The organism is Mesorhizobium sp. P2_D6 (genome assembly GCF_056404315.1).
This window is the reverse complement of sequence record NZ_JBFUEG010000010.1, coordinates 135,832-155,093: the sequence shown is the minus strand read 5'-3', so window position 1 is coordinate 155,093 and position 19,262 is coordinate 135,832. Positions and strand designations below refer to the sequence as shown.

Genomic DNA, 19,262 nt, shown 5'->3' with positions numbered 1-19,262 from the left:
GAGACTAGATACGAAATAGCCGCCCGTCGATTCTTGGCGGGCGGCCATACCGGTATCCGGGGTTAGGGCAGGGTCTTGCCCGGATAGGTCTGCTGGAAGCGCTCAAGGATGGCGTCGCCATTCTTGACCAGCGTGTCGAGGCCTTCCTGGACGCTGACCTTGTTGGCGAAGATCGCCTGCATCTGGGTGCCGAACTCGGCGCGGATCTGGGTGAAGTTGCCCAGACGGATGCCGCGGGTGATTTCGGTCGGCTCGGACGCGGTCAGGCTGGCGATCGCGGTTTCACGGCCCTTGTAGGGCGCCTTGTCGTAGAAGCCGGTGGACTTCATGTATTCGAAGCCCGACTTGGTCACCGGGATGTAGCCGGTGTTGGTCGACCAGAACAAAGCGGTCTTGGGGTCGTGGATGAAGTTCAGGAACGCGGCAGCGCCCTTGTATTCCGCATCCGACTTGCCCGACAGCACCCACAGCGAAGCGCCGCCGACGAGCGAATTCTTGCGCTCGGTACCGGCATAGACCGGCAGTTCGGCGACATCCCAGTTCATGCCTTCCTTTTGGGTCTTGCCGACGGTGCCGTGGTCGCCGACCGAGGTCATGATGACCTGGCAGGTACCGGTGGCGAAGGACTGGACCATATCCTGGCCGAGGTCCTTGGACTTGATCTTGATCAGGCCGGCATCATACCACTTCTTCAGATCGGTGACGTACTGGACGAACTTGGTCTTGTTGACTTCCAGACGCGCGTCGAGGCCATCATAGCCGTTGTTCTTGGTCGCGATCGGCTGGTTGTGCAGCGCCGAGAACTGCTCCATCAGCTGCCAGCTTTCATTGGCCGAGATGTTGATCGCCATCGGGCATTCATAGCCGGCGTCCTTCAGGGCCTTGAGGTCGGCGCCGACATCTTCCCAGGTCTTGGGCGCTTCGGTCTTGCCGATCTTGGCGAAGGCGTCCTTGTTCCAGTACATCAGCGGGGTCGAGGAATTGAACGGGAACGAGAGCATCTCGCCCTTCGACGTCGCATAGTAGCGGGCAATACCGGGGAAATAGTCGGCGTAGTCGATCTTGTAGCCGTTTTCTTCCATCAGCTTGTCTGCGGGCTTGTAGGCGCCCGACAGCATCATGGTGGCGGTGCCGACGTCATAGACCTGGACGATGGCGGGCTGCTTGCCGGCGCGGAAGGCGGCGATGGTGTTCTGCAGCGTCGCGTCGTAATTGCCCTGGCTGGTACAGACGACTTCATAGTCGGCTTGCGAAGCGTTGAAGTTCTTGCACAGCGTATCGACGACGCGGGCAAGGTCGCCCGACAGGCCGAACCAGAAATCGAATTTGACCGGTTCCGCGGCAGCCGGCTGCGCCAGCGCGATGCTGAAGGCGCCGGCGGCAAGGGCGGCAAGGCCCTGCTTGAAGATCGACATGGATTTTATCCCTCTTGAGTGGCTGATGACATCAGGCTTGCGCAAGTCCCTTGCCGCTCTCATAGAGAAGGTATGTGACAGTTCTGTTGTGCCCTTTCAGGCCTTGTGGACAGCCAGTCTCTCCTCCTCGACGGCCACGCCGGCATGAAACCGTCACATCGGCGCTCTAGGTAGCTAGGGCGCCTCGGAACGGCGAAAAGACCCGGCCGAAAGGATGATTATCCGGCTAATGTATCCTGCCAGATGACAGCGCCAGATGACGGGCTTGAGTGGAGAGACGAATGCTGGTCCAGCAATTGACGCATGTGCCCGTCGCCGACCGCCAGGCGATGCGCGAAGGCCCGCGCGACAGCGCCACCCATCTGCGTCATGCAGCCGCCATTCCCGCGCTCGGCCAGATCGAGATCGGCGGCGCGGCGTCGCGCGATAAGGCCGGCGAGGCCCTGACCGTTGTGGCCTGGAACGTTGAGCGGCTTCGCCATGGCGATACCATCGCCGCAACGCTTGCCGCCCAGTCTCCCGACGTGGTGCTTTTGTCCGAGGTCGACAACGGCATGGCGCGCTCCGGCAATGGCCATCCATTGCGGACGCTGGCTGACCGGCTCGGCCACGCCTATGCCTATGGCGTCGAATTCGTCGAACTCGGCGGCGGTAACGAGGCTGAGCGCGCAAAAACTGGCGAAGTCGCCAACAGCGAAGGCTTCCACGGCAACGCCGTGACCAGCGTCGTGCCCTTGCAGCGGCCCTTTCTGGTGCGCCTCGACGCGACCGGCGACTGGTTCCAGCCGGAGCGCGGCAAGCCGCGCATTGGCGGCCGCATGGCGATCGGCGGCCAGGTGCAGCTCGGCGACCGTCGGGTAACGGTCGTCTCCGTGCATCTCGAAAACCGCACCGATCCTGCCGGCAGGGCCGACCAGACCCGCCACCTCCTCGATGCCATCGACAGATACGATCCCGAGGCGCCGGTGCTGATCGGCGGCGACTTCAACACGTTGACCGCCACCCATGAGGAACGCAATGACGATCCGGTCGCATGGCGAGCGCGCATCGCGGCCGAGCCCGGCCGGCTGATCGATGACGTCGAACGCCACGAACCACTGTTCGCCGTCCTTGCCGGGCGCGGCTATGGCTGGCAGGCCGCCAACAATCTCGATTTGCCGACACAGCGGCGCGCGGCCGGCAATCCGGCACCGGTCGGCCGCATCGACTGGTTCTTCACCCGTGGCCTTGCGGCAAGCGCCCCCTCAGTTCTGCCCGCGGTGCTTCCGGATGGCAGCCCAAGCTCTGACCACGAAGCGCTGCTCGTGACCGTGCGCCTGGAATGAGTGAAGACCGCCGCAAGGTACAACCCGAAAAGCCCGCTGTAGTTGTGACGCGCATAACCGATACTTCAAGCGTCCCGCACTAATCAAGTCGATGGCTTGATTGCTGCGGGGGAGCAGGTGGGGCGAGATGCTGACGGTCTATAATTGCATCGTGCACGAGCACGATCTGAGACTGGTCGCACTGGCAGCCCTTATTTGCGGTATTTCTTCCTTCTCGGCGGTCAATCTGCTTCGCCATGTCGACCGCTCGAGCGAGCGCAACCGCTATACCTGGCTGATGATATCAGCCACTTCCACCGGCTTCGGTATCTGGGCGACGCATTTCATCGCCATGCTTGCCTTTTCTCCGGGAATACCCAACGCGTACAATGCGGAACTGTCGGCGCTTTCGCTCGCCGCTTCCGTCGCCCTAACAGCCGCCGGCATGTGGATTGCCACCTTGCGCCGGGGCATCGACTACGCCCTGGTCGGCGGGGCGATCCTCGGTGCCGGCATCGCCGCCATGCACTATATCGGTATGGCCGCTTTCGAGGTCGAAGGACGCATCGTCTGGAACACGCTTCTGGTCGCCGTCTCGCTGCTGGCAGGCGTCACCCTCGCCGCACTGGCGCTGCTGGTCGTGCTGCGGCGCCCGTCCATGCAGGCGACCATCGGCGCCGCCGTCCTGTTGACGCTGGCGATCTGCACCCTGCATTTCATCGCCATGGGCGCGGTGTCGATCTTCCCGGACTCCTCCATCGAGATATCGCGGTTCACGGTCGAGCCGGTATCGCAGGCCTTCGCCGCCGCTGCAGTCAGCCTGGTGATCCTGGTGCTTTCAGCCGCGGCACTGTGGATCGACATGCGCTTCCGTCGTCACAAGCTCGAGGCTGAGCGTATGCACGGCCTCGCAAACGCCGCCGTCGAGGGCCTGATCGTCTGCGACGGCACCCGCATCGTCAGCGCCAATGACAGCATCGCCGCGCTCACCGGCATGGCGCCGGAAGCGCTGAACGCGATGCTGCTCGGTGACCTTTTCGGCGAACGCACAGCTGCCAGCATGTCCGACTGCAGCGGACAGGCACAGGAAGCCGAGTTGAGAAGCCATGACGGCACCGCCATCCCCGTCGAACTGATCGCCAGGAGCATCGACTATTGCGGCAAGCGGCACAGCGTCGTCGCGGTACGCGACATCCGCGAACGCAAGAAGGCCGAGCAGGAGATCCTGCGCCTCGCCCACTTCGACCCGCTGACCGGGCTCCCCAACCGCCGCAGTTTCTCCGGCCGGCTCGAGGCCGAAATTGCCGCAATGGACCGCGGCGGCAAGGGCGGGCATCTTGCGCTGTTGTTGCTCGACCTCGACCGCTTCAAGGAAGTGAACGACCTGTTCGGGCACGGCGCCGGCGATGCCATGCTGCAGAAGGTGGCGCTATGCGCCTCCGGCGTGCTCCGCCAGGGGCAGATGCTGGCGCGTCTCGGCGGCGACGAGTTCGCCATCATCGCCCCGAACCTTTCTGATCCGCGGGCAGCCGGCCGCATCGCCGAGGCGGTGCTGGCGTCGATGCGCGAGGAAAACCGGCAGTCGGTCGGCGGCGGCCTGGTGTCGGCCAGCATCGGCATTGCGCTTTATCCGCTCGACGCCGACGAGCCGACAGCCCTGGTCAGCCACGCCGACACCGCGCTCTATCGTGCCAAAGCCGAAGGCAAGGACACCTACCGTTATTTCGAGGCATCGATGGGCGCCGAGGCGCGCGACCGGCGCGTGATGGAGCACGAACTGCGCCAGGCCATCGCGCGCAATGAGTTTCGCCTCGTCTACCAGCCGCAAAAGGAGATCAGCAGTGGGCGGATGGTCGGGTTCGAGGCGCTGATCCGCTGGCGCCATCCGCAGCGCGGTGACGTGTCGCCGGCGACCTTCATCCCGGTGGCCGAAGACAGCGGCGTCATAATTCAGATCGGCGAATGGGTGCTGGCGACAGCCTGCGCCGAGGCCGCCCGCTGGAAGAGCCCTCTCACCGTCGCGGTCAATGTCTCGGCGGTGCAGCTCCACAACCCGAATTTCAGCCGCAAGGTCCACGAGATCCTCCTTGCCTCCGGGCTAGCGCCCGGCAGGCTCGAACTCGAGATCACCGAAACGGCGCTGGTCAAGGATATGCCGCGCGCGCTCGCCACCTTGCGGCAGGTCAAGGCGCTGGGCGTGCGCGTGGCGATGGACGATTTCGGCACCGGCTACTCCTCGCTGTCCAACCTTCGCGCCTTCCCCTTCGACAAGATCAAAATCGACGGCTCGTTCATCAAATCGGTCGACAGCAACGGCCAGGTGGCGGCCATCGTACGCGCCGTGCTGGGGCTTGGCCGTGGTCTTGGTCTGCCGGTTCTGGCCGAGGGCGTCGAGACGCTGGGCGAACTGAAGTTCCTCGACGCCGAGGCCTGCGAGATTGGCCAGGGCTATTATCTTGGCCGGCCGAGCCCGATCGAGGCGTTCAGCGAACTGACCGGCGTCACTGCACCAGCTGAGGACGACGCCACGATCAAACCGCGCGGCGGCAGCATCCTGATGCTCGAACCGGCGGCGGCGCTTCGCTCAGCTTAAGGCGCGAGTGCGGCCTCTATGAGCCGCTTGGCATCCGGTCCCGACCATTCGGCCGGGCCATTCATATGCGCGACCAGGCAGCCTTCGCCGTCGATCAGCATGGTGACGGGAAGGCCTAGCGCCAGGCCGCGTGTCTTGACGTCGTTGAACAACGCCAGCGTCGAATCGCGGTAGTAACCGAGCTTCTCGATGCCGATGTCGCCAAGGAATTTCTTCGGCTTCACATCGTCGCCGGCGTCGACATTGACCGCGATGACCTCGAAGGCGTCGCTGCCCTTTTCCTTCTGCAGCGCATCAAGCGCCGGCATTTCGGCGCGGCAGGGCGCGCACCATGTCGCCCACAGATTGAGCAGCACCGTCTTGCCGGCATGGTCGGCGATCGTCATCGGCTTGCCGTCGGGACCGTTGAAGGCGAGGCTTTTCAGCGATTGCGGCGGATCGGCCGGCAACAATGCCGCAACCTGGCCCGTGGCCGCGGCGGCGACCTTCTTGGCGCGGTCGCTCTTGGCGGCACAGGCGACGTCGTCCTTGCTGCCGCCAGTGGCAGCTTGCGCTGGCGTGCTGCCGGAGGCTGCGTTGTTGCCAGAACCGCTCTCGCTGACATATACCGCGACCGCGCCCGCCAGCACGCCCGCCACCAAAGCGGCAAGGATCAGGCGCGGGGCCGGGAAGTATCTATTGCCGTCTGCCATTATTCTAAAACTGCTCCGGAGCACGGGTTATAGCGATGAGCGACAAGAAGGCCAGCAACCAGATGTGGGGCGGACGTTTTGCCTCGGGTCCGGCCGCCATCATGGAAGCGATCAACGCGTCGATCTCGTTCGACCGCAAACTCTATGCGCAGGACATAAGAGGTTCGATCGCCCATAGCGAGATGTTGGCTGAAACGGGCATTATTTCGGCGGCCGATCAAGAAAAAATCGCTCACGGCCTGAACACGATCCTGAAAGAGATCGAGGCCGGCACGTTCGAGTTCTCGACCCGTCTGGAAGACATCCACATGAATGTCGAGGCACGCCTCGCCGATCTGATCGGCTCGGCCGCCGGCCGCCTGCACACCGCACGCTCGCGCAACGACCAGGTCGCGGTGGACTTGAGACTCTGGGTCAAGGACGAGTGCTTCCGTGTCGCCGAGGCGCTGAAGGGTCTGATATCAGCCTTCCTCGAGCGTGCCGAGGAGCATGCGGCAACCGTCATGCCGGGCTTCACCCATATGCAGGCAGCGCAGCCGGTGACCTTCGGCCACCACTGCATGGCCTATGTCGAGATGTTCTCGCGCGACCTGTCGCGCGTCCGCGACGCCATCGAGCGGATGGATGAAAGCCCCTTGGGCGCGGCAGCCCTTGCCGGCACCAGCTTCCCGATCGACCGCCACCAGACCGCAAAAGCGCTCGGCTTCCGCGAACCGATGCGCAATTCGCTGGACAGCGTTTCCGACCGCGACTTCGCGCTGGAGTTCTTAGCCCTGGCAGCGATCTGCGCTACGCATCTGTCTCGGCTCGCCGAAGAGATCATCATCTGGTCGACGCCGCAGTTCGGCTTCATCAGGCTATCGGATTCCTTCTCCACCGGCTCCTCGATCATGCCGCAGAAGAAGAACCCGGACGCCGCCGAACTGGTACGCGGCAAGACCGGCCGCGTCACCGGCCATCTGGTCGGCCTGCTGACGGTGATGAAGGGCATGCCGCTGACCTATGGCAAGGACATGCAGGAAGACAAGGAATCCGTCTTCGACGCCGCCGAAACGCTCGATCTAATGCTGGCGGCGATGACCGGCATGGTGCGCGACATGACGGTGAACGCCGCCGCCATGAAAAAAGCCGCTGGCTCGGGCCACGCGACCGCGACTGACCTTGCCGACTGGCTGGTGCGCACGCTCGGCCTGCCCTTCCGCGAGGCGCATCATGTCACAGGCCGCGCGGTGGCGCTGGCTGAAGAGAAGAAGGTCAGCCTGGAGAAGCTTTCGCTGGAGGATCTGCAATCGATCAACCCCGGCATCACCCAGGACATCTTCTCGGTGCTTGCGGTGCAGAATTCGGTCAAGAGCCGCACAAGCTTCGGTGGCACCGCGCCGTCGGAAGTCAGGAAGCAGATCCGCATCTGGAAAAAGCGCATCGCCAAGGCATGATGCCGGGGTGCAATGCGCCGAGAACTCGGTTAAAAGCGGCAGCACATAGAAGTTTCGGACGGATGGATCGATGACCGCACGCAGGATTTTGGTGACGCTGACGCTGCTGACGGCGATGGTCGCCGTGACCGCCTGCGGCCGCAAGGCCGGTCTTGACACGCCCTATGAAGCAGCCGTCCAGGCCCGCAAGGACGCCGAGCGCGCCAAGCAGCCCGTGCCGCCGGAGCCGGAAAAACCGGTCGTGGACAAGAAGTTCATCCTCGACCCGCTGCTCTAGAGCCGACGAGACCGGCTTAGTTTATCTGGTCTCTTGCTCCAACTTCCGGAAACACTCTCGTGAACCATTTCGACTACCGCGACGGCGTGCTCCATGCCGAGGACGTGGCGATACCAGACATCGCCGCAAGCGTCGGCACGCCGTTCTATTGTTATTCGACGGCAACGCTGACCAGGCATTTCCGTGTCTTTGCCGGGGCCTTCGCCGGGCTCGACACGCTGGTCTGCTACGCCTTGAAGGCGAATTCCAACCAGGCGGTGCTGCGCACGCTGGCAAGGCTGGGCGCCGGCGCCGACACCGTCTCGGAAGGCGAAATGCGCCGCGCGCTCGCCGCCGGCATCCCGGCCAACAAGATCGTGTTTTCCGGTGTCGGCAAGACCGCGCGCGAAATGGATTTCGCACTCGAGGCCGGCATTCTCTGCTTCAACGTCGAATCCGAGCCGGAGCTGGAATTGCTGTCGGCCCGCGCCACGGCACTCGGCAAGGTGGCGCCGGTCTCGCTGCGCATCAACCCGGATGTCGACGCCAGGACACACAGGAAGATCTCCACCGGCAAGGCCGAGAACAAGTTCGGCATTCCGTGGCAAAGGGCGCGCCAGGTCTATGCCCGTGCCGCCGGCCTGCCGGGCATCAAGCCCATCGGCATCGACACCCATATCGGCAGCCAGATTACCGAGTTGCAGCCGTTTGACGACGCCTTCGCGCTTCTGGCGGAACTGGTCGGCGCGCTGCGCACCGATGGCCACGCCGTCGAGCACGTCGATCTCGGCGGCGGCCTCGGCATCCCCTACCGCACCGACAACAGCCCGCCGCCTCTGCCCGATGCCTATGCCGAGATCGTCAGGAAGCATCTGACAAAGCTTGGAGTGAAGGTGATGTTCGAGCCCGGCCGGCTGATCGTCGGCAATGCCGGCATCCTGGTCTCGGAAGTGATCTTCGTGAAGGAAGGCGACGCCAAGAACTTCCTTGTGGTCGACGCCGCCATGAACGACCTGATCCGGCCGACGCTCTACGATGCCTTCCACGACATCAAGCCGGTGGTGCAGCCGCCGGCCGACACGCCGCGCATGGCGGTCGATGTCGTCGGCCCGGTTTGCGAGACCGGCGACTATCTCGGCCTCGACCGTGACCTGCCCCGGCTGAAGTCTGGCGACCTGATTGCCGTCTCGACGGCCGGCGCCTATGGCGCGGTGCAGTCCGGCACCTACAACACAAGGCTTCTGGTGCCCGAGGTTCTGGTCGACGGCGACCGCTTTCATGTCGTGCGCCAGCGCCAGACCTATGACGAGCTGATCGGCCTGGATTCGGTGCCCGACTGGCTTGCATAGAAGCCGACGCGCCGGCTGCGCTATAGCCGGTTCTGGATGAGCATCCTTGCGTCGGCGATCTTGTCCTCGTCGCGGCGGTAGAACGTCCATTGCTTGATGCGCTTGGGGCGCAGCAGGCCGGCCTGGGTAAGCACGCGCATATGCTCGGAGAGCGTCGCCTGCGTAATGCCGAGCTTCTCTGCGATCAGCAGCGCGCAAACGCCGTCCTCGACCAGATCGCCGTCTGCCTGGGCCGGGAAGTGCGCCCGCGGATCCTTCAGCCAGTCGAGGATCTGCAGTCTGCGTTCGTTGGCGATCGCCTTGAAGACATCAACCTCTTGCATTTAGCCATTTTGCCAAGTTACTAATTGCTGTCAATCCCAAGGAGAAGGTCATGACCAACGGCAACAGCATCACGCGCGAACGCATTGCCGCGATGGAGCCGCGCATCCGCCCCTATGTCAGACACACGCCGGTGTTGCGCGTCGAAATGGCCGATTTCGACCGGCCGCCACTGGCGGTCGACCTCAAGCTCGAATGCCTGCAGCATTCCGGCTCGTTCAAGGCGCGCGGCGCCTTCACCAATCTGCTGGAACGGCCGGTGCCCGCAGCCGGCGTCGTCGCGGCGTCGGGCGGCAATCATGGCGCCGCTGTCGCCTATGCCGCCATGCGGCTCGGCCACAAGGCGACGATCTTCGTCCCTGAAGTCAGCCCGCCGGCCAAGCTTCAGCGCATCCGCGGCTACGGCGCCGAACTGATCGTCGGCGGAGCCCGCTATGCCGAGGCGCTCGCCGCCAGCGAGGCTTTTGCCGAAAACACCGGCGCGCTGCAGATCCACGCCTTCAACCAGGAAGAAACACTGGTCGGCCAGGGCACGCTCGGCCTCGAAATCGAGCAAGACCTGCCTGAAATCGACACGCTGCTGGTCGCCGTCGGCGGCGGCGGCCTGATCGGCGGCATCGCCGCTTGGTTTGCCGGCCGCATCAGGATCGTCGCAATCGAACCCGAAGGCGCGCCGACGCTGCATCGCGCCTTCGAGGCCGGCCACCCCGTCGATGCGCCAGCCGAAGGCGTCGCCGCCGATTCGCTGGCGCCCAAGCGCGTCGGCGAAATGATGTTCCCCATCGCCGAGGCCTTTGTCGAGCGCTCCATCCTGGTCACCGACGATGCCATTATCGAAGCGCAGAAGGCGCTGTGGGAACGGGTCCGGATCATCGCCGAGCCGGGCGGCGCCGCGGCCTTCGCAGCGCTGTTGTCCGGCCGCTACACGCCGGCGCCGGGCGAACGGGTCGCGGTCCTGGTCTGCGGCTCGAACACCGATCTAGCGAAATTCTGATTCTTGCTTTGACTGAATTGCGGGTGGAAACCCGCCAAAGCTCTTCAAGTTTTCGGAACCGCCTCGCCTTTGCCGTGTTTGCTGGTAAACTTCTGCTTGTTGAGTCCGGGCTATCCCGCCCGGGCAGGAAGGGCCGATGACGGAAAGCCCCATTTCCAGCGGCGATCGCAGCCTGGCCGGACGGCTTGCTCTAAGCCGGTTGGCGACACGGGTCTCGATGACGGTCGAACGCGGCTGGCCGCTGCTTCTGCCGCTGCTCATCGTCGCCAGCCTGTTCCTCAGCCTCTCCTGGCTCGGACTTTTCCCACGCCTGCCTGACGTCGCGCGCATTGTCCTGGTCGCGGCTTTCGGCCTTGCCGCGCTTGCAGCGCTCTATCCGCTGCGTTTCTTCAAGCTTCCCTCCGCCGCCGAGGTCGACCGCCGCATCGAGGCGGCCAACCAGTTGCAGCACAGCCCGGTGCTGGTGCAGACCGACCGTCCGAGCGGCAAGGAAAGCATCTTTTCCCAGGCGCTGTGGCGCGAGCACCAAAAGCGCATGGCCGACAAGCTCGGCGATCTTGGCGCCGATCTGCCGCGTGCCCGCGTGCCGGAACGCGACCCGTGGGGGCTGCGCGCCGTGGCGGCGCTGCTTTTGGTCACCGCTTTCGCCTTTTCCTTCGGACCGTCCGGCGGCAGGCTCTCCGATGGTTTCCGCGCCCATGCGGCGCGTGACATCGTTCCGCCGCGCATCGATGCCTGGGTGACCCCGCCGGCCTATACCGGCAAGCCGCCCATCTTCCTGACCACCCCAGTCATCGACAACAATGCCAAGCAGGCAACTGCCACCTTTACCGTGCCGCAAGGCAGCGACGTCTCTCTGCGCGTCACCGGCGGCTCCGGCGAGGAAACGCTCAGCTTCGCCGACAAGAGCGGCAATGCCCGCGCCATTGACCCGACCGGACCGCAGGCAGCAGCGATCAAGGCAGCGGCGGTCAACCCGGCAACACCCAAGCTGCGCCAGTTCACCGGCAAGCTGACGGCCGACGGCACGCTGACGCTGAAATCGGGCGAAGCCAATCTCGGCCAATGGGCTTTCGCGGTGATCCCCGACAAGCCGCCGACGATCCGCTTCGTCGGCGAGCCCAAGCGCGCCGTCAACGGCGCCTTCGAGCTCAATTACCAGATTGACGACGACTATGGCGCGGCCACCGCCAAGGCGGTTTTCTCGTTGGCCGATCCGGCGGCGCCCGGTGCGCATCCGCTCTACGGACCGCCTGAAATGCCATTGGCGCTACCGCGCCACGGCGGCAAGGCGAACGCCGCCAAGACCACCAAGGACCTCACCGAACATGTCTGGGCCGGCGCCAGCATCAAGCTGTCGCTTGTCGCCACCGACGATGCCGGGCACACCGCGACCAGCGAAACCAAGACGATTATGATGCCCGAGCGGCCCTTCGCCAATCCGCTGGCGCGGGCGGTGATCGAGCAGCGCCGCCTGCTGGCGCTCGATGCCAACGGCAAGCCGCGCGTGCTCGACCTGATGGACGCCATCACGCTGCGGCCCGAAGACACGTTCGACACCATGTCGCATTACCTCGCCATCATGAGCGCCCGCAGCCGGCTGAAGATGTCCGACAGCGACGACCAACTGCGCAGCGAGGTTGCCTATCTCTGGGAAATCGCGCTCGGCATTGAGGAAGGCAATCTCTCCGCGGCGGAAAAGCGCCTGCGCCAGGCGCAGCAGGCGCTGCAGGATGCCATCAAGCGTGGCGCCAGCGACGAAGAGATCGAAAAGGCGATGAAGGAACTGCGCGAGGCTATGAACGAATTCCTGCAGGAGTTCGCCGAGCGCGCCAAACAGAACCCGAACGCGCCGCAGATGCAGCAGAACGGCCGCGAGCTGCGCCAGAGCGACATCGACCGCATGATGGACCAGATCGAGAACCTGGCGAAATCAGGCGACCGCGACAAGGCACAGGAGCTGCTGTCGCAGCTGGAAAACATGATGAACAACCTGCAGGCCGGCCGTCAGCAGCAAGGCGGCGAGCAGGACAGTGAGATGCGCCAGCAGATGGACAAGCTGGGCGAGATCATGCGCCGCCAGCAGGAGATGATGAACGACACCTACCGCATGGACCAGATGCAGCGCGGCCAAGGCCAGCGAGATCAAGACCAGCAGCAACAGGATGGCGACCAGCAGCTCGGCGGACAGGATCAGGACAAACCCGGCCCCGGTGACGACCGCGATCCGCTTGCCCGCAAAAAGCAGATGACGGCGCAGGAATTCGCCGATGCGATGAAGCAGCTGCAGGAAGGCCAGGGCCAGTTGCAAAGCGAGCTCGACAAGCTGAAGAAGGGCCTGGAAGGCATGGGCATGCAGCCCAATGAAGGATTTGGTGAGGCCGGCAAATCCATGGGCAATGCCGAAAAGTCGCTTGGCGAAGGTGAAGGCGACCAGGCAGTCGGCCACCAGGGCCGCGCGCTGGAAGCGCTGCGCAAGGGCGCCAAGGAGATGATGAAGCAGCTGCAGGCGATGCAGGGCGACCAGGGCGGTAGCCAGGAAGGCGGCCGCCAACAGGACGCCGACCGCGATCCGCTGGGCCGGCCGCGCGCCAGCCGCGGACCCGATTTCGGCGATTCGGTGAAGGTGCCCGACGAGATCGACGTGCAGCGCGCCCGCCAGATCCTCGAAGCGATTCGCAAGCGGCTCGGCAACGCGCTCAGCCCCGACATCGAGCGCAGTTATCTCGAGCGGCTGCTGGAGCTGAAGTAGCCTCCAAGGCAACATCCGTCGAACTGAATGGTATCAGCGCCATGCCGAAACTCGGTGCCGTAACGCCCATCCTGCGCATCTTCGACATCGCCAAGGCGCGCGAATTCTACCTCGACTTCCTCGGCTTCGAAGTCGAGTTCGAACATCGCTTCGACGACAATGCGCCGCTCTACATGGGTGTAATCCGCGACGGCTGCGTGCTGCATCTGAGCGAACATCACGGCGACGGCGCGCCGGGCATAGCCATGCGCATCAAGGTCGAGGATATCGCCGCGCTGCACCGCGAACTGATCGGCAAGAAATACCGCTACGCCCGGCCGGGTCTCGAAACAACGCCGTGGCAGACCCGCGAGGTGACGGTCGGTGATCCCTTCGGCAACCGCCTGCATTTCTACGAGGATGCGGCAGGCCAGGCAGTTTCCCGGAAGGAGCTGTTCTAATCGGACCTGTTGACGAATGCGTCGCGGATCGCTTCCTGCATGCCGTCGATCGCCTCGCCTGACGCGTTCGGGTTGCGATGCATCACCACATTCGAGGAGTCGATGTGGCCGAACCCGTCGGCGGCAGTGAGCTCGCGACAGCCATCGGGAATGTTGCTGTGCGAAATCGGCGCGATCGCCAGGCCAGAGGTGACGGCGAGCTTCAGGCCGCCGGTGGTGTCGCTGGTATAGGCAACACGGAAGGCCAGCCCGCGCTGTTCCAGCGACTTGATGGCGAAGTCCTTGCACCAGCCGGCCCGGTTGTAGAGCGCGATTGGCACCGGCCGCTCCTCATGCATGTGATGCAGGCTCGATGTCACCCACACCGTCGGATCGTGCATCAGCACCTCGCCGCCGCCAGGATCCTGCCATTCGAAGACCACAGCGAGGTCGAGCTCGCCGGCAGCCAGCGCCGCCAGCTGCGCGCCTGAATGCGCATAGCGCACCGTGACCTCAACCTTGGTGTGGCGCTTGGAGAAGGCGCCGAGCGCCCGCGACAGGATGGCGTGGCCATATTCCTCTGGAATGCCGATCCGCACCGGCCCGCCGAGAGGTGCCGCCGCCATCGACGCCGCCGTCTCGTCGAGCAGCGAGACGATGCGGCGGGCATTGACGATCAGTTCGCCGCCACGGCGCGTCAGGGCTACGCCGCGCGAACCGCGTTCGAACAGGCTGTCGCCGACCAGCTCCTCGAGCTTCTTCATCTGCATCGACACCGCTGATTGGGTGCGGCCGGCCTGCTCCGCCGCCCGGGTGAAATTGCCAGCTTCGGCAATGGCGACGAAGGTGCGCAGAAGATCGCTGTCGAGGGTTGGTCGCATCGAATCCGTCATAAGCAAATTTGATCGCTGGTATCATTCCAATTCGTTTGCAACATGTCAAACGCCGGACGATAGTCAGCCTACCCATTGGATATGCGGCCGCGAAATCGGTTGCGGACCAATCGAGAGTCCTCACTCATACCCGCTGCCCGAAACGGTGGCGGGTTCTTTTTACTCCGCGGCCGGGCGGCTGCGGGCACTTCAGAATCCAATGGAGGAGCATGATGTCATCCGAAAACCGCTTCACACTTTTCGGCATCATGCCCTAGGGGCCGGCAGCAACGACATGCGCAACCGGATCGTTCTCGGCATCATCAGCCTGTGCCTTGGCGTGCTGGTGTTCTCGCTCCAGGACCCGCTCGTCAAGGCGGTATCGGGCGGCTATCCCGTCACCGAGGTGATGTGGATTCGCTCGATCGTCGCCTTGCCGGTCCTGATCGTTCTCGTCCACGCCGATGTCGGCCTGCGGGCCATCGCCTCGAAGCGGTTTGGCCTGCTGACGATCCGCGCCTTCATCCAGTTCAGCTCCTATACTGTCTATTATCTGGCAATCGCCGCCTTGCCGCTCGCCGACGCGGTGGCGCTCTACTTCATGGCGCCGCTGTTCATCATGGCGATGGCCGGACCCTATCTCGGCGAACGCGTGTCCTGGCAGACGCTCGCCACCGTGCTGATCGGCATGCTGGGCGTGGTCGTGATGCTGCGCCCGGGCGCCGGCCTGTTCGACTGGGCGGCCTTCTTGTCGCTGGGTTCGGCGCTGCTCTACGGCTTTTCGCAGCTGATGGCGCGCAAGATCGGCGACACCGAATCCTCCACCGTCATGGCCTTCTACCAGAACGGCGCCTACCTCGTCGGCGCAGCCGCGGTTGCCGGCACATTCTGGCTTGCGGGCATAACCCACGCGGTCCATCCAAGCCTCGAATTCCTGGTGCGGCCATGGGTTTGGCCGACGACACCGGATTTCCTCAAGATGGCGGCCTGCGGTTTCGTCGCCTCGGCCGGCATGATCCTTCTGTCGCAGGCCTACCGGCTGGCGCCGGCCAACCGCGTGGCTACCTTCGAATACACGGGGATCATCTGGTCGCCGCTGTGGGGCTTTCTGTTCTTCAGCGAGGTGCCGCGCTCGACCACCGCCATCGGTGCGGCGCTGATCATCGGCGCCGGCCTGCTGGCGCTCAACACCGAACGGCGCAGGAGCGTGGCGCCTGCCCTTGCTGCAAGCCAGGATGCGGCTTGAATAGCGTCAGGCAAAGCAGGCCAGCGCCTGTTCGACGCGGGAACGGATTTCGGCCAGCGTGAAAGGCTTTTGCACGACATCGATAATGATGCCGTTCAACTCCTCGGCGCGCTCGCGCTGGTCGGCATAGCCGGTCATCAGCAGGATCTTCATCGCCGGGAAAAGCCTGGCCGCCGCGATCGCCATCTCGATGCCGTCCATCTCCGGCATGCGGATATCGGAGACGACGAGGTCGTAACCGCCGCCCACCGCGCTGATCATCGCCAGCCCCTGCGCGCCATCGGCGGCAATGTCGATTGAATGCCCGGCGCGTTCGAGCGCGCGGGCGGCGAGGGTACGGACGGACTCATCGTCCTCGACGATCAGAAGCTTTGCCATGGGCCGGAATTTGGCGGGCAAAAGTTGACTTTTTCTGAAAATTTGAAGCGTCGATGAGACCTTTTTAGAATTCGCTCCGGTGAGTCAGTTGGTGTGGTTTGCGAGAACCGGCGCGCAGCGGACATTCAAGTCCATGAGCACCGGAAGCGCAGGAAGCCGCGCCAAATGGCCGCCGGAGTAGAATTATCAAAAGGTCTCAAGCGTCGCCTTTGACGACACCGACGAATGGCAATTCGCGAAAAGCGTGGGCGACGTCCATGCCGTAACCGACGACGAAATAATCGGGACAGTCGAAGCCGACATAATCGGCGTTGAGCTCGGTCTGGCGACGCATGCGCTTATCGAGCAGCACCGCGATGGCACAGCTTTTGGCGCCGCGCGACAGCATCAGATTGCGAGTGAAGGAGAGCGTCTTGCCGGATTCGAGAATATCGTCGATCAACAGCACGTCGCGGCCGGCGACCTCATTGTCGATGTCGCGCAGCACCCTCACCTCGCCGCTGGTGGTGCCGGCGCCATAGCTGGAGATGAAGATGAACTCGACCTCCGGCGACAGCCCGACATCGTGCATGGCGCGAATGAGATCCGCGGCAAAGATGAAGGAGCCTTTCAGCACCGAAATCACCAGCAGGTCGTGATAATCGTGCTCGGCGATCTCCTTGGCGAGTTCCAGATTGCGCCGCGCGATCGCGGACGCCGAAAACAGGACTTCGATGTCCTTGCCGCGCACAACTGGCATCAATAACCTTTCCGAGAGATCATCGCCTAACCGGCGAAAGTGACCGAGACGGCCTTTACACCGTTTCTAGGCACGTCGAGACGGCTGGAAAAGCCGAATCTTTCGCCGGGCGCCAGCGAACGGCTGGATGTCCCCAACGTATAGCGCGTAATGCGGCTGTCATTGCCGGTGACGCGGATTTCCAGCGGCGGCAATTGTTCCGCCTTCACACCGTCATTGACGGCCTCGCCATCGACGAACAGAACCGGGGTGGAGCCGGAGGCGTCGACATGCGACGTGACGCCGGCAATGCTGAGTACGGCGCCCGCCGACTGTTCGACTGTCCAGAACGGCGTCTGGCGCACCAGCGCGTGACCGCCCGAGACCCAGAAAGCGGCGAGCGCCGCACCGACGCCGGCGATCCAGAAGATCGGCCCGCCACGCGAAGCCGGCGGCCGCACGGTTGCGGCTTCCGGCTTGCGCAGCATGTCCATGCCTTCGATCGACGGCGTGGCCATGCCCCGCGCCGGCGACGACAGGGCTTCCACTCTTGGAACCAAGCGGGGCAGCACCTCATAATCGGCATCGACGATGTCGGTTGCCAAAGGACGCAATTCCGGCGCGACACTTGTCCCGGTCATGATTTCGCCGGAAACCGGGCGCGCGGTTCGTTGCTCAGCCATCATGGCCCCGCTGTTCGCTCTTCGTTTCTTTTGCGTAAATGGAAATGGTTAACGCTTCCCCACCGGAACCCTTGTGACGTATTCAAAAACAGCGAAAATTAACCGACGGTTAACCATGGCGGCCGATGGTCGTCGGACAGAAAGGGCTGGCACGCCGCCGCCACACATTTCAGGTCGTCGCACGTGATCCGCTTCGAAAATGTCGGCCTCCGTTATGGCATGGGTCCGGAAATCCTCCGCGACATCTCCTTGCACATTCCGGAGAGCTCCTTCCAGTTCCTGAGCGGGCCTTCCGGCGCCGGCAAGACGACGCTGCTGCGCCTTCTGTTCATGTCGCTGAAGCCGACGCGCGGGCTGATCACCATCTTCGGCAAGGACCGCTCGCGTATCTCGCGCGCAGAACTGCCGCATCTCAGGCGTCGCATCGGCGTGGTGTTCCAGGATTTCCGCCTGCTCGACCACATGACCACCTATGAGAATGTCGCCCTGCCGCTGCGCGTGCGCGGCCGCGAGGAAGCGAGCTACCGCACCGACGTCACCGAACTTTTGAAATGGGTTGGTCTCGGCGAGCGCATGCATGTGCTGCCGCCGGTCCTCTCGGGCGGCGAAAAGCAGCGCGCCGCGATCGCCCGTGCGCTGATCGAACAGCCCGAGATCCTGCTCGCCGACGAGCCGACCGGCAATGTCGACCCGCCGCTGGCGCGCCGTTTGCTCAGGCTGTTCATCGAACTCAACCGTCTCGGCACCGCGGTGGTGATCGCCACCCACGACCTCGGCCTGATGGAGCAGGTCGACGCGCGACGCATGATCCTGGCCGGCGGAAGGCTGGATATCTATGATTGAGCTATCCGCCGAACAGCTGCATGAAGCGGCCGCGCAGCAGGCAGGTACGCCGCAGCGCGTCCAGCGTCGCATGGCGCCGATCGTGCCCGCGCAGAACATTGCCGGCCGCGCTCTGGTGCTGGTCATCGCCATCATGACCTTTCTGTCTTGCCTGACCTTCGGCGCCGTCACGCTGGTGCGCGACACCGCCTCGGTCTGGGAGAACCAGATCTCGCGCGAGGCGACGATCCAGATCAAGCCGGTCGACGGCCTCGACATGGAGGCGGCCCTTGCCCAGGCCTCGCAGATCGCCGGTGAGTTCCCCGGCGTGAAAGCGACCAGGATCATCGACCGCGATGCGACGGCCCGCCTGTTGGAGCCGTGGCTGGGCTCGGGGCTGAACATCGACGAACTGCCGGTGCCGCGGCTGATCATCGTCACCATCGACGAGACCAGCCCGCCCGACTTTGCCGCCATCCGCGCAGCGATAACGCCCAAACTGCCCAGCGCATCGCTCGACGATCACCGCACCTGGGTCGACCGGCTGGTCGCCATGGCCCGCACCACCGTCACCATCGGCATCGCCGTGCTGGTGCTGATGTTGTCGGCGACGGTGCTGACGGTGGTGTTCGCGACGCGCGGCGCCATGGCCGGCAACGGCCATATCATCGAAGTGCTGCATTTCGTCGGCGCCGAGGCGCGCTTCATCGCGCGCGAATTCCGCTGGCATTTCCTGGTCACCGGCATGAAGGGCGCTGCCGCCGGCGGGGCCGCCGCGATCCTCGTTTTCATCGTCTTTTCCTGGTGGTCGTCGCGCAACATGGCAACGCCGCAGGCCGACCAGGCCACCGCTTTGTTCGGCAATTTCGCCATCGGATCGGCCGGCTATCTCGGCGTCGGCCTGATGGTGCTGGTGATCGGCGGGCTGACGGCGGCGACCTCGCACGCCACCGTCGTCGCCTATCTCAGCGACATCGATGTCCGCCAGCCGGATGCGGGCTGAACCATGACG

The 19,262-nt window shown here is 64.2% G+C and carries 18 protein-coding genes; 11 read left to right on the top strand and 7 right to left on the bottom strand.

The genetic code is table 11. The features are described from left to right. Nucleotides 1–62 precede the first annotated feature (62 nt). Complete coding sequence (locus AC1D1L_RS21795) at nt 63–1,415, bottom strand: extracellular solute-binding protein (RefSeq protein ID WP_477343504.1); 1,353 nt, start codon at nt 1,413–1,415, stop codon at nt 63–65. Between the two features lie 281 nt (nt 1,416–1,696). On the opposite strand from AC1D1L_RS21795, the gene AC1D1L_RS21790 reads away from it, so the two are divergent. Beyond that, nucleotides 1,697–2,740 carry an endonuclease/exonuclease/phosphatase family protein gene (locus tag AC1D1L_RS21790; RefSeq protein ID WP_477343503.1) on the top strand — a complete coding sequence of 348 codons (1,044 nt, stop codon included), beginning with the start codon at nt 1,697–1,699 and terminating at the stop codon, nt 2,738–2,740. Between the two features lie 127 nt (nt 2,741–2,867). Beyond that, nucleotides 2,868–5,312 (top strand): bifunctional diguanylate cyclase/phosphodiesterase, encoded by a 2,445-nt coding sequence (locus AC1D1L_RS21785; protein ID WP_477343502.1) that lies wholly within the window; start codon nt 2,868–2,870, stop codon nt 5,310–5,312. On the opposite strand, the gene tlpA is transcribed toward AC1D1L_RS21785, so the two are convergent. Continuing rightward, a complete protein-coding gene (gene tlpA, locus AC1D1L_RS21780; protein WP_477343501.1) occupies nt 5,309–6,004 on the bottom strand; it encodes a thiol:disulfide interchange protein TlpA in 696 nt (231 codons plus the stop codon). The two genes, AC1D1L_RS21785 and tlpA, sit on opposite strands and share 4 nt — an antisense overlap. Nucleotides 6,005–6,039: 35 nt before the next feature. Between tlpA and argH the strand changes: the two genes are divergently transcribed. From argH to lysA, 3 genes are all read left to right on the top strand, one after another. Beyond that, the gene (argH, locus tag AC1D1L_RS21775; RefSeq protein WP_477343500.1) at nt 6,040–7,440 is read left to right on the top strand and encodes an argininosuccinate lyase; all 1,401 of its coding nucleotides are present in this window, start codon (nt 6,040–6,042) and stop codon (nt 7,438–7,440) included. Nucleotides 7,441–7,510: 70 nt separating this feature from the next. After that, the gene (locus AC1D1L_RS21770) at nt 7,511–7,717 is read left to right on the top strand and encodes a hypothetical protein (RefSeq protein ID WP_112562243.1); all 207 of its coding nucleotides are present in this window, start codon (nt 7,511–7,513) and stop codon (nt 7,715–7,717) included. Between the two features lie 59 nt (nt 7,718–7,776). Further along, complete coding sequence (lysA, locus tag AC1D1L_RS21765) at nt 7,777–9,045, top strand: diaminopimelate decarboxylase (RefSeq protein ID WP_477343499.1); 1,269 nt, start codon at nt 7,777–7,779, stop codon at nt 9,043–9,045. Between the two features lie 20 nt (nt 9,046–9,065). Here lysA and AC1D1L_RS21760 read toward each other — a convergent pair whose 3' ends face one another. Further along, on the bottom strand, nt 9,066–9,368 hold the full coding sequence (locus tag AC1D1L_RS21760) for an ArsR/SmtB family transcription factor (protein WP_477343498.1): 303 nt from the start codon (nt 9,366–9,368) through the stop codon (nt 9,066–9,068). A 50-nt stretch (nt 9,369–9,418) separates the two neighbouring features. Between AC1D1L_RS21760 and AC1D1L_RS21755 the strand changes: the two genes are divergently transcribed. The 3 genes from AC1D1L_RS21755 (at nt 9,419) to AC1D1L_RS21745 (ending at nt 13,552) form a co-directional block, all read left to right on the top strand. After that, nucleotides 9,419–10,360 (top strand): threonine/serine dehydratase, encoded by a 942-nt coding sequence (locus AC1D1L_RS21755; RefSeq protein ID WP_477343496.1) that lies wholly within the window; start codon nt 9,419–9,421, stop codon nt 10,358–10,360. 136 nt (nt 10,361–10,496) lie between these two features. Then, a complete protein-coding gene (locus AC1D1L_RS21750) occupies nt 10,497–13,112 on the top strand; it encodes a TIGR02302 family protein (protein WP_477343495.1) in 2,616 nt (871 codons plus the stop codon). Nucleotides 13,113–13,153: 41 nt separating this feature from the next. After that, a complete protein-coding gene (locus AC1D1L_RS21745) occupies nt 13,154–13,552 on the top strand; it encodes a glyoxalase superfamily protein (protein WP_477343493.1) in 399 nt (132 codons plus the stop codon). On the opposite strand, the gene AC1D1L_RS21740 is transcribed toward AC1D1L_RS21745, so the two are convergent. Beyond that, nucleotides 13,549–14,412, bottom strand: a complete 864-nt coding sequence (locus tag AC1D1L_RS21740; RefSeq protein ID WP_477343492.1) for a LysR substrate-binding domain-containing protein — start codon at nt 14,410–14,412, stop codon at nt 13,549–13,551. The genes AC1D1L_RS21745 and AC1D1L_RS21740 overlap by 4 nt on opposite strands. A gap of 286 nt (nt 14,413–14,698) precedes the next feature. Here AC1D1L_RS21740 and AC1D1L_RS21735 point away from each other — a divergent pair, with 286 nt between their 5' ends. After that, a complete protein-coding gene (locus AC1D1L_RS21735) occupies nt 14,699–15,649 on the top strand; it encodes a DMT family transporter (RefSeq protein WP_477343491.1) in 951 nt (316 codons plus the stop codon). Between the two features lie 6 nt (nt 15,650–15,655). On the opposite strand, the gene AC1D1L_RS21730 is transcribed toward AC1D1L_RS21735, so the two are convergent. From AC1D1L_RS21730 to AC1D1L_RS21720, 3 genes are all read right to left on the bottom strand, one after another. Further along, a complete protein-coding gene (locus AC1D1L_RS21730) occupies nt 15,656–16,027 on the bottom strand; it encodes a response regulator (protein WP_477343490.1) in 372 nt (123 codons plus the stop codon). Nucleotides 16,028–16,223: 196 nt separating this feature from the next. After that, complete coding sequence (gene hpt / locus AC1D1L_RS21725) at nt 16,224–16,766, bottom strand: hypoxanthine phosphoribosyltransferase (RefSeq protein ID WP_023673315.1); 543 nt, start codon at nt 16,764–16,766, stop codon at nt 16,224–16,226. A gap of 26 nt (nt 16,767–16,792) precedes the next feature. Continuing rightward, complete coding sequence (locus AC1D1L_RS21720; RefSeq protein WP_477343489.1) at nt 16,793–17,431, bottom strand: hypothetical protein; 639 nt, start codon at nt 17,429–17,431, stop codon at nt 16,793–16,795. A gap of 180 nt (nt 17,432–17,611) precedes the next feature. Here AC1D1L_RS21720 and ftsE point away from each other — a divergent pair, with 180 nt between their 5' ends. Next, entirely contained in the window at nt 17,612–18,271 is a 660-nt protein-coding gene (gene ftsE / locus AC1D1L_RS21715; RefSeq protein WP_023685344.1) for a cell division ATP-binding protein FtsE, read from the top strand. Continuing rightward, nucleotides 18,264–19,253: a cell division protein FtsX gene (locus AC1D1L_RS21710; RefSeq protein WP_477343488.1), complete on the top strand. Its 990-nt coding sequence runs from the start codon at nt 18,264–18,266 to the stop codon at nt 19,251–19,253. The genes ftsE and AC1D1L_RS21710 overlap by 8 nt, the downstream gene beginning before the upstream one ends. The last annotated feature ends 9 nt before the right edge of the window (nt 19,254–19,262 follow it).

Coding starts and splice junctions, on each gene's coding strand:
- AC1D1L_RS21795 (WP_477343504.1), bottom strand. CDS start 1,415: ATGTCGATCTTCAAGCAGGGCCTTGCCGCCCTTGCCGCCGGCGCCTTC.
- AC1D1L_RS21790 (WP_477343503.1), top strand. CDS start 1,697: ATGCTGGTCCAGCAATTGACGCATGTGCCCGTCGCCGACCGCCAGGCG.
- AC1D1L_RS21785 (WP_477343502.1), top strand. CDS start 2,868: ATGCTGACGGTCTATAATTGCATCGTGCACGAGCACGATCTGAGACTG.
- tlpA (WP_477343501.1), bottom strand. CDS start 6,004: ATGGCAGACGGCAATAGATACTTCCCGGCCCCGCGCCTGATCCTTGCC.
- argH (WP_477343500.1), top strand. CDS start 6,040: ATGAGCGACAAGAAGGCCAGCAACCAGATGTGGGGCGGACGTTTTGCC.
- AC1D1L_RS21770 (WP_112562243.1), top strand. CDS start 7,511: ATGACCGCACGCAGGATTTTGGTGACGCTGACGCTGCTGACGGCGATG.
- AC1D1L_RS21760 (WP_477343498.1), bottom strand. CDS start 9,368: ATGCAAGAGGTTGATGTCTTCAAGGCGATCGCCAACGAACGCAGACTG.
- AC1D1L_RS21755 (WP_477343496.1), top strand. CDS start 9,419: ATGACCAACGGCAACAGCATCACGCGCGAACGCATTGCCGCGATGGAG.
- AC1D1L_RS21750 (WP_477343495.1), top strand. CDS start 10,497: ATGACGGAAAGCCCCATTTCCAGCGGCGATCGCAGCCTGGCCGGACGG.
- AC1D1L_RS21745 (WP_477343493.1), top strand. CDS start 13,154: ATGCCGAAACTCGGTGCCGTAACGCCCATCCTGCGCATCTTCGACATC.
- AC1D1L_RS21740 (WP_477343492.1), bottom strand. CDS start 14,412: ATGCGACCAACCCTCGACAGCGATCTTCTGCGCACCTTCGTCGCCATT.
- AC1D1L_RS21735 (WP_477343491.1), top strand. CDS start 14,699: ATGCGCAACCGGATCGTTCTCGGCATCATCAGCCTGTGCCTTGGCGTG.
- AC1D1L_RS21730 (WP_477343490.1), bottom strand. CDS start 16,027: ATGGCAAAGCTTCTGATCGTCGAGGACGATGAGTCCGTCCGTACCCTC.
- hpt (WP_023673315.1), bottom strand. CDS start 16,766: ATGCCAGTTGTGCGCGGCAAGGACATCGAAGTCCTGTTTTCGGCGTCC.
- AC1D1L_RS21720 (WP_477343489.1), bottom strand. CDS start 17,431: ATGATGGCTGAGCAACGAACCGCGCGCCCGGTTTCCGGCGAAATCATG.
- AC1D1L_RS21710 (WP_477343488.1), top strand. CDS start 18,264: ATGATTGAGCTATCCGCCGAACAGCTGCATGAAGCGGCCGCGCAGCAG.